This is a genomic window from Streptomyces sp. NPDC000134 (assembly GCF_042899225.1).
Lineage (GTDB): Bacteria > Actinomycetota > Actinomycetes > Streptomycetales > Streptomycetaceae > Streptomyces.
The window spans coordinates 255310-268477 of sequence record NZ_JBIAZN010000006.1; the positions used below are offsets into that span (position 1 = coordinate 255310).

At 66.9% G+C, this 13168-nt stretch carries 9 protein-coding genes; 7 read left to right on the top strand and 2 right to left on the bottom strand.

Annotation, left to right across the window (positions count from 1 at the left end):
* The first annotated feature begins 96 nt into the window (after window positions 1-96).
* Together ACFY32_RS11815 and ACFY32_RS11820 are read left to right on the top strand one after the other, a co-directional pair.
* Window positions 97-855, top strand: a complete 759-nt coding sequence (locus tag ACFY32_RS11815; protein WP_390674015.1) for a class I SAM-dependent methyltransferase — start codon at window positions 97-99, stop codon at window positions 853-855.
* Between the two features lie 83 nt (window positions 856-938).
* Complete coding sequence (locus tag ACFY32_RS11820; protein WP_390674016.1) at window positions 939-3038, top strand: heavy metal translocating P-type ATPase; 2100 nt, start codon at window positions 939-941, stop codon at window positions 3036-3038.
* Here ACFY32_RS11820 and ACFY32_RS11825 read toward each other — a convergent pair.
* Window positions 3020-4447, bottom strand: coding sequence for a HEAT repeat domain-containing protein (locus tag ACFY32_RS11825; protein ID WP_390674017.1), 1428 nt, complete (start codon window positions 4445-4447; stop codon window positions 3020-3022). The two genes, ACFY32_RS11820 and ACFY32_RS11825, sit on opposite strands and share 19 nt — an antisense overlap.
* Window positions 4448-4552: 105 nt before the next feature.
* Between ACFY32_RS11825 and ACFY32_RS11830 the strand changes: the two genes are divergently transcribed.
* The 3 genes from ACFY32_RS11830 to ACFY32_RS11840 all read left to right on the top strand — a co-directional run bounded on the left by ACFY32_RS11830 (window position 4553) and on the right by ACFY32_RS11840 (window position 8009).
* Complete coding sequence (locus ACFY32_RS11830) at window positions 4553-5845, top strand: DNA methylase (protein ID WP_390674018.1); 1293 nt, start codon at window positions 4553-4555, stop codon at window positions 5843-5845.
* Between the two features lie 61 nt (window positions 5846-5906).
* On the top strand, window positions 5907-6554 hold the full coding sequence (locus tag ACFY32_RS11835) for a hypothetical protein (protein ID WP_390674019.1): 648 nt from the start codon (window positions 5907-5909) through the stop codon (window positions 6552-6554).
* A 522-nt stretch (window positions 6555-7076) separates the two neighbouring features.
* Entirely contained in the window at window positions 7077-8009 is a 933-nt protein-coding gene (locus tag ACFY32_RS11840) for a phosphotransferase (RefSeq protein WP_390674020.1), read from the top strand.
* A gap of 26 nt (window positions 8010-8035) precedes the next feature.
* On the opposite strand, the gene ACFY32_RS11845 is transcribed toward ACFY32_RS11840, so the two are convergent.
* Window positions 8036-9577 carry a hypothetical protein gene (locus ACFY32_RS11845; protein ID WP_390674021.1) on the bottom strand — a complete coding sequence of 514 codons (1542 nt, stop codon included), beginning with the start codon at window positions 9575-9577 and terminating at the stop codon, window positions 8036-8038.
* 112 nt (window positions 9578-9689) lie between these two features.
* Here ACFY32_RS11845 and ACFY32_RS11850 point away from each other — a divergent pair, with 112 nt between their 5' ends.
* Together ACFY32_RS11850 and ACFY32_RS11855 are read left to right on the top strand one after the other, a co-directional pair.
* Window positions 9690-10238, top strand: a complete 549-nt coding sequence (locus tag ACFY32_RS11850) for a bifunctional DNA primase/polymerase (protein WP_390674058.1) — start codon at window positions 9690-9692, stop codon at window positions 10236-10238.
* 1250 nt (window positions 10239-11488) lie between these two features.
* Entirely contained in the window at window positions 11489-13165 is a 1677-nt protein-coding gene (locus tag ACFY32_RS11855) for a DNA methyltransferase (protein ID WP_390674022.1), read from the top strand.
* Window positions 13166-13168 lie beyond the last annotated feature (3 nt).

The following is a 13168-nucleotide window of genomic DNA, read 5'->3' on the forward strand; positions in this document are numbered from 1 at the left end:
GGGAACCGTTTTCACCTGTAGAGTCCGAGACACCCTGGACCAGCGAGACGGCAGAGGCGTACGCGCCGATGGGTGTGAACGAATGGGTGTGAGCCGATGGGCGTGAGCATGGCGACGGCCCGCCGATGGGTGGAGCGCTGGGAGCGCCAGCAGGAGCGGTACGCCCTGGACCGCGAGGAACGCTTCACCGTCATCGCCGACGTCGTCGAACACGCCACCGCCGGCCGCCCCCATCCCCTCCTCCTCGACCTCGGCTGCGGCCCCGGCTCCCTCGCCGCCCGGCTGGCCGCCCGCTTCCCCGACGCCGAGATCGTCGCCGTCGACATGGACCCCCTCCTCCTCGAACTGGGCCGCACCCACCACCCGGACGCCGCCCGGTACATCGACACCGAGATCGGCGCCGGCCGCTGGGACCGGGAACTCGGCCTGGGCCGCCCCCTGGACGCGGCCGTCTCCACCACCGCCCTGCACTACCTCGCCGAACCCGCCCTGCTCGGCACCTACCGGAGGCTCGCCGCCCTGCTCCGCCCCGGCGGCGTCCTCGTCAACGGCGACCACTTCCCGCCGGCCGGCCCGGCCTGCGCCGCGCTCACCGCGCACGTCGGACGCCGGCGCGCCGAACGCTCGCGGGCGGGCGACGCGGAGGACTGGGAATCCTGGTGGAGCGCGGCGGCCCGCGACCCGGAACTCGCCGACCTGTTCACCCGGCGCGCCCGCCGCGCCCCGGCCCCGGCCGCGCCGGACGCCCCCCGGACCGTCGCCCACCACACCGAACTCCTGAGGGCGGCGGGCTTCCGCGAGGTGGCTCCGGTGTGGCAGTTCGGCGACAGCCACGTACTGGTGGCGGTGGCGTGACGACCGCAGGTCCCTGCGACTGCGACTGCGATTTGGACTGAATACATGAAGACCTATTCATTCATTCCTGTATCCTGTCGGCCATGTCGTCCACCCTGTCCTCGTCCCGGGCCCCCGGCGACGTACGCGAAGGCGCCGCCGTCCTCCGCCGCCGCACCCGCGTCCTCGCCCTGCCGGAGGCCCGCTGGGCCGCCGCCGCGCTGCTGCTGTTCCTCCTGGCCCTCCCGCTCGACCTGCTCGGCGCCCCCGCCTGGACCTGGGCCCCGCTGTACGCGGCCGTGTACGTCACCGGCGGCTGGGAGCCCGGCTGGGAGGGCCTGAAGGCACTCAGGGACAAGACCCTCGACGTGGACCTCCTGATGGTGGTCGCCGCGCTCGGGGCCGCCGCCATCGGACAGTTCCTGGACGGCGCGCTGCTCATCGTCATCTTCGCCACCTCCGGCGCCCTGGAGGCCGTGGCAACCGCCCGCACCGCCGACTCGGTACGCGGCCTGCTCGACCTCGCCCCCACCACGGCGACCCGGCTGCGGACCGACGGCACGGAGGAGACGGTCCCGACCGAGCGGCTCGGCGTCGGGGACACGCTCGTGATCCGCCCGGGGGAGCGCGTGGGCGCCGACGGCCGGGTCCTCTCCGGCAGTACGGAGATCGACCAGGCCACCATCACCGGGGAACCCCTCCCGGTGCCGAAGCGGCCCGGCGACGAGGTCTTCGCCGGCACCCTGAACGGCACGGGCGCGGTCCGCGTACGCGTCGAACGCGACCCGTCCGACTCGGTGATCGCCCGCATCGTGAAGATGGTCGAGGAAGCCTCGGAGACGAAGGCCCCCACCCAGCTCTTCATCGAGAAGATCGAGCAGCGCTACTCGATCGGCATGGTCACCGCCACGCTGGCCCTCTTCCTGATCCCCCTCGCCCTCGGCGCCGACGTCCGCGACACCCTGCTGCGGGCGATGACCTTCATGATCGTCGCCTCACCGTGCGCGGTGGTCCTCGCCACGATGCCGCCGCTGCTCTCCGCCATCGCCAACGCGGGCCGGCACGGCGTCCTGGTCAAGTCGGCGGTGGTGATGGAACGCCTGGGCCGGATCGACACGGTCGCCCTGGACAAGACGGGCACCCTGACAGAGGGCGTCCCCCAGGTCACGGACGTACGCCCGCTGACCGGCTCCGGGACCGACCTGCTGACCCTGGCCGCCGCGGCCGAACACCCCAGCGAACACCCGCTGGCCCGAGCCGTCGTCGAGGCGGCGCGCGCCCGGGGACTCGCCCTCCCGCCCGCGACGGACTTCACCTCCACCCCCGGGGTGGGCGTGACCGCCACGGTGCGGGGCGCGACGATCCGGGTGGGCGCCCCGTCCCGCCTGCCGGCCGACGGACCGGCGGCGGCGGCCGTCCGGGACCTGGAGGCGGCGGCCGTCCGGGACCTGGCGGCGGCGGCCGTCCGGGACCTGGAGGTGAGGGCCGTCCGGGACCTGGAGGCGGCGGGCCGCACGGCCGTCGTCGTCACCCGCGAGGGCGAGTGCCTGGGCGTCCTGGGCATCGCGGACCGCGTACGCCCGGACGCCCCCGCCACGATCGCCGCGCTCACCACCCTGACCGGCACCGGCCCGCTCCTCCTCACCGGCGACAACGAACCCGCCGCCCACCGCCTGGCCGCCGAGGTCGGCATCGCGGGCGACGACGTCCACGCGGGCCTGCTGCCCGAGGACAAGGTGGAGGCGGTACGGCGCCTGGCGGCCCGCGGCCACCAGGTCCTGGTGGTCGGCGACGGCGTCAACGACGCCCCCGCCCTGGCCGCCGCCCACACCGGCGTCGCGATGGGCCGGGCCGGCTCCGACCTGGCCCTGGAGACCGCCGACGCGGTCGTCGTCCGCGACGAACTCACCACCGTCCCCCAGGTCGTCGCCCTCTCCCGCCGGGCCCGCCGCCTGGTCACCCAGAACCTGGTCATCGCGGGCACCTTCATCGCGGCCCTGTCCCTCTGGGACCTCTTCGGCACCCTGCCGCTGCCGCTGGGGGTGGCGGGCCACGAGGGCTCGACGGTGATCGTCGGACTGAACGGTCTGCGGCTGCTGCGGGAGAGGGCCTGGCGGGGAGGGACTGTGACGGAGGCGGCGTCCGGGCCCGGTGGGACAGGACAGGGCGCGATGTCCGGGCCGGCTCAGAAGCGAAGCGTCTGAAGCCGCAGCGCGTCGAGCACGCCGTCCGTCTCCGGCTGGCGCAGCCAGTCGTCGTCCTTCGCCCACAGCGCGGCGAGACCGGCCCGGCTCTCGGCGTCGAGCCGGGCGACCACACCGAGAACGGCCTCGCGCGAGGCGTCCCCGAGCGCCAGGACGATCAGCCCCCGGACCTTCTCGGACGCCCCCGCCAGCGCGTCCACCAGCTCGGTCACGAGATCGCGCTCGGCCAGCAGATGCGCGGCCGTGGCGGCCCGGCGCGGGTCGTCACCGCGCAGCCAGTCCAGCAGCTCGCCCAGGCACTCCTCGGGCAGTCGCGCCGGCAGCACCGCGGCGGCGTGCGTCGAGACCAGCACGCTGGGATCGTCGACCAGCCGCAGGAGCCTGCCGGGCGCCGTACGGGCCCCGGTCCCCAGCCCCCAGGCCGCCGCCGCGCGCACCTCGTCCGCCGTGGCCGCCCCGACGCCGAGGGCAACGGCGGACAGCGCCTCCACGGCCTCCTGGCTGTCGATCTCCGAGAGGGAGAACACCGCCTCCATACGGACCTCGGGGGCCGAGGCGGCACCCGAGGCGAAGGAGAGCAGCGCGGCGACCGACGCGGGGCGCGTGGCGGCGAGACTGGCGTGCGCTTCGAGGCGCAGCCGCCAGTCGTTGCCCTCGTCCTGCGCGATGCCCAGGAGGACGTCCTCGACCGTCCTGGTGCCCAGGAACCGGGCCGCCTTGACGGCGGGGAACCGTACGTCCTCGTCGCCCGACAGCAGATCGGCCCGCCAGTCCCAGGACCCCTCGCCGGCACAGCCCACCGACTCGGCGACGCGGAAACAGGAGGCGACAGGCTGCCCGGCCTCGAAGGCCGTCCCGGCCGGCAAGGTGTGGAACGCGCCCCAGCGGCTGCCGTTCGGATAAAGATACGTACCGGCGCCCTTGGTGACGCGGATCTTCTTCCGTTCCTCGTCGACGGCGACGACCTCACCGGCGTAATCGGGCGCCCACATCGGCCACACCCGGTCCATCTCCGCGCCCTCGGACACGGCTTTCCGCTTGCCTTCCCTGGAGGACGACACGGCGTCCTCCAGGCTCCGCCGGGTCACGTACACCAGGTTCGACACCCGCACCGGGTCCGCCTTCATGTCCACCCGCGCGAAGACGAAGAGATCGTCGGGCCGCATTCCTCCGTCCCGCCACGTCCGCCCCGGCACGGTGGAATCGGAGAGCTTGGCCTCCAGCTTGGTCTTGCCCTTGGACTCGAAACGGCGCCCGCAGTCGACGCACAGCAGATCGGGCAGCCGCATCCGCTTGACCTTCGTCTGCCAGACCTTGTTGGCCTTGGCATACCGCTCCAGCTCTATGACGCGGTGCCCGTACCGCCGTTCCAGATCCCGCGCGACCGCGTCGGCGGCATACACGCCCATACTCAGAAAACGGGCGAAGTCCCCTGCCGCAGATGCGACGGCATCGGCCAGTTGGCGAAGACGGTCTGGAGCGTCGTAGTACGGTGCGCGAGCTGCGAGAAGCCCGTGAACTACTACCACGCGCTGAAGGCCGCGACCTGGTCCAAGCCCGCGATGGCCTGCCCGCACTGCTCGGCCCCCGTCTCCAGCAAACTGCCGCGCGTGGACGAACAGCCGGTCGTCGACCACATCAACTGCGCCTGCTCCCCGAAACAGCGCGAACAGCCGGCCGCCGCCGCACCGGACCTCGACACCGACGACCTCGACTTCCCCCGGGTCGAGATCACCCCCGACCGGGAAATGTACCGGGCCTCCGCCCTGGGCAAGAGCGGCTGCACGACCGTGGCGTCCTTCTACTCCCCGCGCAACATGCGCACCCTGGTGGCCCTGCGCGACGAGATCCGCAAGGTCGAGGACAAGGCCCTCGCCCAGAAACTCCTGTTCGCGTTCACCGCCACCCTGACCCGGGCGAGCAAGCGCTACCAGTGGTCCCACAAGCGCCCGCTGAACGCCGCGAACCAGAACTACTACATCGCGCCCGTCTTCTACGAGTGGAACGTCTTCGAACTCTTCGAGCGCAAGACGAACGCCGTACTGAAGGCCGACGAATGGATTCGCACCCAGGCATTCGCACGAGGCGTGGACGCGGAAACGACCCCCGCGGAATACGTCACCGAGAGCGCCGCTGAACTCACCCTTCCCGACGCGAGCGCCGATTACGTCTTCACGGACCCGCCCTTCGGCTCCAACCTCTTCTACGCGGACATGGCCCTGTTCCAGGAGGGCTGGCTGGACGGCTTCACGGACGTCGGCAAGGAACTGGTCATCGACCGCTCCACCGGCACCCAGCGCACGGCCGGCCGCTACGAGACCCTCCTGACGGAGTCCCTCAAGCAGTGCCGCCGCGTCCTCAAGCCCGGCGGCCGCGTCTCGATGGTCTTCGGCAACTCCTCGGGCAAGATCTGGGCGGTCGTTCAGCGAGCCGTCGCGGCCGCCGGCCTCCGCATCGAGCCGGAGAAGATCGCCATCCTGAACAAGGGCCAACGCTCCGTGAAGGGACTGGCCTCCGGCTTCGAACACGTAGCCACCCTCGACCTGGTCCTGACGATGGTCCCGCACGCCGACGCCGAGGCGTCCTTCACCCGCCCGACCCCGGAGTCGATCGCCGCCGCCACCCGCGAACTGGCCAAGGCCGCCGGCCCCGCCACCCCGAGCCACCTCTACCTCGAACTCCTCCGCCGAGCCCTCCGAGAAGGCTGGAACGTCGCCGCCCTCGACCTCCAGACAGCGACATCGACCCTCTTGGCGGACGGCTGGTCGATCGACCCGAAGACGGGCCTGCTGGTCGAGCCGGAGTAGCCCCGGGCAGCAGAACCACAAGAGGATCGAGAGCAGCATGGGGGCGCTACAGTCCCCGGTCATGCGAAAGATCGGAAGGCGTGTAGCTCCCGCCATTCTTCTGGTATTGGTGGCCGGTTGCGGCACAAAGACCACGACCACCAAAGTCGGCGGCGTCACGACGACCCTCGTGCGGGACAGTCAGTGGGTAACGGCGTTGATATCCGCCGGAGCCGTCCTGATCAGTTCTGCTGTGGCTGCCTGGACGGCCCACTACTTCACGGCTCGTACTGAAAGAGCCAGACAAGTCCACGCCGAGAAGCAGGAAGACATCAAATGGCGGCACGAAGCACGACTCGCCGAGGAACAGCGCGTGAGAGAGCAGGTGATCGCCACGGCGACGGCCATCTCGAAGATGCTGCACGACTTCCGGGCGAAAGCCGGCGAGGCGGCTGAAGCCTTCAACGTTGACGCGGCGGACCTGTACGACGAGTGCGACAAGCTGGTGCGTAAGCATCATGACGAAGCGCTGCCCGTCATCGAAGTCATGCCGGACTTCGATCTCCGGCAGAGGGCAAATGAGGTGTTCAAAGTCCATGGAGGCTGGGCCGCCGGCATGACAACGGCCTTGGTGAACGGGACTGCGCAGCCCGACGCAGCCGGGCTGGACGACAGCCGCGAACGGTTCTACGAGCACGCCCGGACGGTCATCAAGAACGCCGCAGCCTGACCCACACGCCACTCACACACGAGCAGTGCGTGACAACGAGCAAGAGCGGGCCCCGCGAGACGGGAGCCCGCTCCCCGACTGGCGGGTGATTCGCGCGCTGGGCGCTCTGGCCTGGCTGTGTCTTACGTCCGGGAACTACGCGGAGAACTTGTCCGGGCGCGTCGTCCTCGTGTCGGTCGCGTTCGTTCCTACGGTGCTTGTGGCTTTGCCGCCCGCATCCTCGTCGGCCTGATACGGCCCGGTGTCAGGCTGACGCGTTGGACCGGGCGGAAGATCACCGCGCGCCAAGACCGGCCACTGGACCAACGGCCTCTATGGCCACGCCAAGGCCGATTCTCGCAAGCCTGCTCCGCGAAGACCCGGGACACCGCGCTTTCACCGCCGGCGAAGAGGCCCGAGCGGAACTCGGCCAGGCAGCGCACGCACCGCGCTGACGCGTCGGCCAGCCCCATCGCGCCGAAGAAGTCGCTCCGTACGCAGGTGGCCTATCAGTACCGGGACGCGCCTCGTAAGGTCGGTCCCATGATCTCGGGCAGCGACGGCGTACCGGAAGACGGCGAGGAGACGGCCTTCACGGCGGAGGCTACGACCTCCATCCTCCGGGACGCCTGCCACGCCGCCGGCCTCGACCTGACGGGCGCCGAACTCCTCCGCCTCGGCTCGAACGCCGTGTACCGACTGCCCTCGGATTCGATCATCGTCCGCATCGCCCAGGACCGTGCCGCGCTCCCCGGGATGGAACGCGCGGTCGGCATCGCCCGCTGGCTGGAGACGGCGGACTTCCCGGCCAACCGAGTGCCGCGAAACGTCGACCAACCCACCGTCGTCGGTGGCCGCGTCGTCACCTTCTGGGAGAGCGTCCAGGAGCAGAAGGAGTACGCCACGCTGAGCGAACTCGCCGACCTGCTCAGGCGCCTGCACTGGCTGGAGGAGCCCGAACACCTCGGCCTGCCGTACTTCGATCCCCACGCCAAGCTGGCCGCGTCCCTGACGGCCTTGGACGGGATCGCTGACCGCGACCGTCAGTTCCTGGAGGAGCGCGCGACCGAGGTGGGCAAGGCGTACGACCGCCTGGACTTCGTCCTCCCCTTCGGCCTGATCCACGGCGACGCGAACATCGGAAACATCCTCCGTCACCGCGATGGACACGCCGTACTGATCGACCTCGACGGCTTCGCCCTCGCTCCGAGGGAATGGGACCTCGTCCTCACCGCGATGTACTACGACCGCTATGGCTGGCACTCGCGGGAGGAGTACCGAACCTTCGTCCACCGCTACGGCTTCGACCTGATGAACTGGCCCGGATACGAAACCCTCGCGGACTTCCGCGAACTCATGATGGTGGCGTGGGTCGGCCACCAGGCCGCGACGAGCGAGCGCTTCGCCGCCGAGTTCGAGAAGCGCATGCGGTCCCTGAGAACGGGCGAAAGACGCGACACATGGGGCGCCTTTTGAAAACGACTGCGTGACCGACGGCCGACTCAACGAATGGTCGGCCGACCGGCCTCAGTAGCCACCCATAGCCGATGCTCCCGAGCCTGCTCCGCGAAGGCCCGAGAGGCCGCGTTGTCCCCGGCAGCGAAGAGGTTCGAGCGGAACTCAGCCAGGTAGCTCACGCACCGCGCGGATTTCAGGTGCTCGCCAAGATCCAACGCGTCCAGGGCGACCCTGCACGCCTCCTCGATGTCGCCGGCACGAAGATGCGCGTCGGCCAGCACCATCGTCGCGAAGAAGTCACTGCGTACGTGACTGCCGCTCATCGCGTTCTCGGCGTGGGCCACGGCCCGCCTGGCGCTGTTGACGTCACGGAAGCAGTGCGCGGCCTCGGCTGCCAACTCCGCCTCGTCGAAGTAGGTGATCCACTCAGGTTCCTCCTCCTTGTTCCGGCCGGCCAACGCACGCATGGCCGCCGCCAACGCGGCTTCACAGGCGCGCACGTCTCCCGTACGGGCGAGCGCGCGGGCCTCCATCGCGTGGAACTGAGCACGGAGGGTCGGGGTTGCCACCTGCGCAATGCCCATCAGGGCTGCGCGGGCGAGCGTCGCCGCTTCGGTGTACCGACCGAGAAACGTCGCCTGGTGGCTCATGGCCGAGAGGATGCTCCCGGCAAGCCGCCGGTCGTTGGCATCCTGGGCGAGCCGGAGGGCCTGGAGGAAGTAGCGCTGCGCGAGACCGTGATGGCAGGCGTCGTACGACATCCAACCGGCCAGCAGAGTGGCCTCGGCCACGGTCGAGTACAGGGCCCGCCCAACGGCATTGCTGTAGCTGCCGCGCAGCAACGGAACGACATCGTTGCTGAGGTACTGGATCACGGACCGCCGAGCATGGTCCCCACCGAACCGGTCATCGAGCTGGGCGAACATGTCGACAGTGGTCTTCACCGCGGCCACGTCGCCGAGCCCGACGTGTAGAGCCCCCGGCCGCCCGGACCGGGGAGCCGGCTCCGGGGCCACCAGCCACCGTAGAGAGGCTTCGTGCCACGCTGGCTCGGCGGCCTCCGACTGAATCAGGGGCTCATAACGGTTGAGGTCGGCACTCCACAGCCGCTCCACCGTGCTGATAGCAGCGTCCGGACTGTCCGGGTAACCAACATCAAGGAGCGCGGAGTCTTCGGTGCAGCCACTGGCCAACCCGATCTCCTGGACAGAGACGCCGTACACGTCGCCGAGCAACGCCCCGTAGAACCCGTCCGGCGTGCTGTGCCCGTTCTCCCAGCTAGCGATACGCCGCTTGACGCTCTCGTCCGAAGGCAACTGATGCCCGCGCTTCGTCGCGGCCCGCCGCAACTCACGCACCAGACGTGGCTGACTCCAGCCGCGTTCCGCTCGCAACTGCCGTAACCGCTCGTAGACGGGATCGGTGGAGAACGTGGCCCTTCCCTCCTCGTACCGTGCAAGGGGAGTGATGCGAATTCCTGCCGCATCGAACTTACGCGTTTTGCTGCTCCGTTGGCAGTGGTGCACACGCAGGACAAGAGCCATCGGAACTGACAGGGGATGACGCGACACGAGAATGACCGTCATCCCCCGTCACCTCTCGTCATCTGCCCAGGTGGACGCCGTACCCGGGAATCTGTTGTCACTGCGGCAGAGGCGCCGTGGGCCAGCCGACCCGAGGTGAGAAGACGTGCAGACGATGACCAGGCGGGGCATCGAATGGCTGTCGGCGGCAGCCAGCGACCCGGTGACGTGCCGAATGCGGTGGGAAGACGACCCTCGCCGCCCGTTGATGCTTCCCGCGGGCCAACTCTTCGACGTGGTGTCGGTCGAACAGCGCCTCGGATTGGAGGCTTTCGACCAACTGAATCGTCACGACCTGCCGAGCGGACCAGTCATGATCGACCACAAGGCGCGGAGAGTGGGATTCTTTTTGAGCGCCAACAGTCGGTACTGGTTCGCCTACTTCATCAAGCGCGAGGCCAAGAGGCCGGTCGACTACCGGTACCTCAGCAGTGACTCGGTGGTCGTGGTGCCCGGCCCGATGCCCCTGAGCGGCGACCGGTACGAGTGGCTCCGCGCTCCGATCCGACGCCCGGAAGCGAACCCGTGCCGCCCGATCGCCCTTGCGACCGTACTGGGGGCCTCGGCAGAACTGCTGGCCCGCGTCGACCACTACGGAGAGAAGTTCGGTCTCCCCGCAGACGCGGTGGCCGCCTACCCGGAGGAGCCGGTCTCCGGTGCCTGACCCCTCCCACCACCTCGACGCTGCGCATTGGTCGCCGCTGAACAGAGCCGACTAGTACGCGGCACGAAACGCGATCACAGCCCTCCGAGACACTCTCGTCCGGGCAGGCATGGGACGCGACTTCCCTTACCTGCGCGCCGACCTGAACGCCTGTGGGACAAGACCATTTCCCGGCGTGTCGGTCTGGTTTCCTCTAGGAATTGTCCGTAAACGTCGAGTTGCATGAACTGATGTGGGGATACTTCACGAGGATCCTTTGCGTCTCCGCCTAAAACTTCCGCGGTAGAGGTGAGAAACTACCTGTGGGCCCTCATGGACATTTCAGTGAGCTGAAAGTCATCATGTTGGTGAGATGTTGTGCATAAAAATCGGAAGCTGACTCTGTGAACCGCTCCGGAGTCACGAGCAAGTCTGCCTTGACCACTGGTCATCTCCGATGACAGAGAGCCTGCGCTTACTGGCCCATCATGGCAGCGCAGGAGGGGGAAGTGCAGCGAGTATTGTGGAGCCTGTCGCCAGGCGATCATGAGCCAAGCCAGAGCTGGTTCGGCATGACAGGGCTCACCCTTGCCGGCCAGGCAGGTGCATGTATCGCAGATAGTGCGCGGACAGTGAGAGACAACGAGAGAGGGCGGGAGTCAGTGAGACTGACTCCCGCCTGTTCTGTCGGCATCCGCCCTGGTCGCACCTCAATTGAGGGGCGCTAGGCGAGTGCCCCCGGCAGAATTCGAACCTGCGCACACGGCTCCGGAGGGCTTTGGACTCTCGGGCAGTGCAGCAGGTCCGAGGCTCGTGCGCGGTTGATCGGGCGGATTGTGTCCACGAATGGTCCACGGCTTCTCAGTGCCCATCGGCAGGACCCGCTCTGCGCCTGTCCGACTGTCCTCCAGGCTGAGCCTGGATCACCAGCAGCCCTTTGATTTTTTGCTGTACTGGCATGCAGGCACTCGATCTCGATGCATTAAAGGATCAATCAAGGGGGGATCTACTGCCGCTGAGTGGACCGCTACTTGTGCATGAGGACCTAGATTTCACATAATTGGCAGCAACTTGGCATGGCGTTCGAGCACTCCTATTGCGAGGCGTGATGAGCGGTTATCGAACGGAAACTGTATGGCCTACTCTTTCCACCTAGGGGGGTAATTATGGCAGCCTTGATGTGCTACCATAATTACTGCTCGGTTGATTCCTGACATCAACTTAGGTGTTCATTTACTGACTTACTAATGTGACAGAATGAAAGGTGACGCATGTCTTCCACTCCCATTGATCAGGCAGGGATTGCTCCTTCGATTCTGATCCTTAAGGAAGACATCGAAACAAGCGACGACCTGAAGTTGGCCCTCCTTGAGGCGCGTGGAATCTCGGGCAACGACACGTTCACGAGTCTTAAAAAGTGGAACCAGGCAATCGACCCAGCGTTGCTTGCTGAAGGTCAAAAGCTAGCCCGCGACAATGATCATATTCTCGTGGGACTGTTTCCGAGAGAGGGAGGCGAGGCATTCCAGAAACGTGCAGGTTTCTATTCCCATCTCCTTCAAGGTGACACCCAAGAAATCAGCATCACCGAAGCGTTCCAGACCTATTATGAGAGGTCGGCCGGCGCTACGGGACTTAAAGCGACAAGTCTGAGTGGCCTAAACCGGAAGAAAAACGAGTACCTGACTCATTCCTTCCACAAGTACAAGGCGAAGTTCTTTCCGCGGATGGCGCGCGCCTTGACGAACTACGTGCTGCCCGATGGTGGCAGGGTGCTAGACCCCTTTATGGGAAGTGGCACCCTCGGGGTCGAAGCAACCCTCATGGGAGTCCAGGCCGAAGGCATCGATGTAGATCCCCTCTCGGTTGAGATGGCAAAGCTCAAGGTCGATGCCATAAGGATCCCTGCCAGTGAGGCGCGTAAGGCATATGAGCACTTTCTTGTGGCTGTGTCAGCCAATCAGCAGCAAGGCCTGCTATGGGGGGAGTCGTCAGAGCCAAACTCGGCGTACGAACTGCCCGAGTTCATCCGAAAGAAGATCACCCCGGAGGTGCTTCGGGATGAGATCGAGGAGGATACTCGGATTGCGCTCTCAGCACTCTCGTCATACTCAGATGAGGTAGGAAGGCGCTTCCTCAGGATCGCTCTGAGTCATGCACTGGCCACAAAAGTCGGATTGCGTTGGATGGGGACCGGAGACAACCGGTTTGCGCTTTCGATGGGAGTTCGGCGGCTCATTCGAGTGATGAGTAACCACCTCTCCAAAATGGTTGCAGCTCTCGAACAACGCGACCTCCTTATTTCTGGTGGCTTCCTCAACTTTAGTGAGCTGGGTTCCGCCAATATTCAACGAGGCGATGTCCGAATGCTCCCCTACCAGGACAACAGCATTGATGGAATCGTAACTAGCCCGCCATATCTACCGGCTTCGTCTGGGCGTGAGACATACCTCAGAAGTCGCGCATGTTCTCTCACCGCACTTGGGCTCATGTCCGAGGCGGAAATCATGGTTCGCGAAACGGAGATGGTGGGAAGTATTATCCGTACAGCTCCTGCCCGCTCGTCTGGACTCCCTCAAAGCATCAGTGAGCTTGTCGAGTGGATGGAACCACAGCGAGCCAGGAAGCCCAAGGCGTTGGCTACCTCCGCCTATTTTCTGGACATTGCGCAGTCACTAAGGGAGATGGCCAGGGTCACCAAACCTGGAGGTAAGATCGCCCTAGTCGTAAGCTCTGAGCATGTCTTCTATGACTTGCTGACTCGGGAGATTGTCCGCCGTGTAAGCATGCCGGAGGCAATCTCGGAGATCATTTCAGAGGCGCACAATGAAATTCCGCTGAAGCTGGACAACGTGGTAAAGATCCAGCTGCCGAAGATGGACTACGTAGCACGGCCGGCGTCAAAGGGCGACTATGCCGAAGCGGTAGTGATTGCGACAAAGGTATGAGAC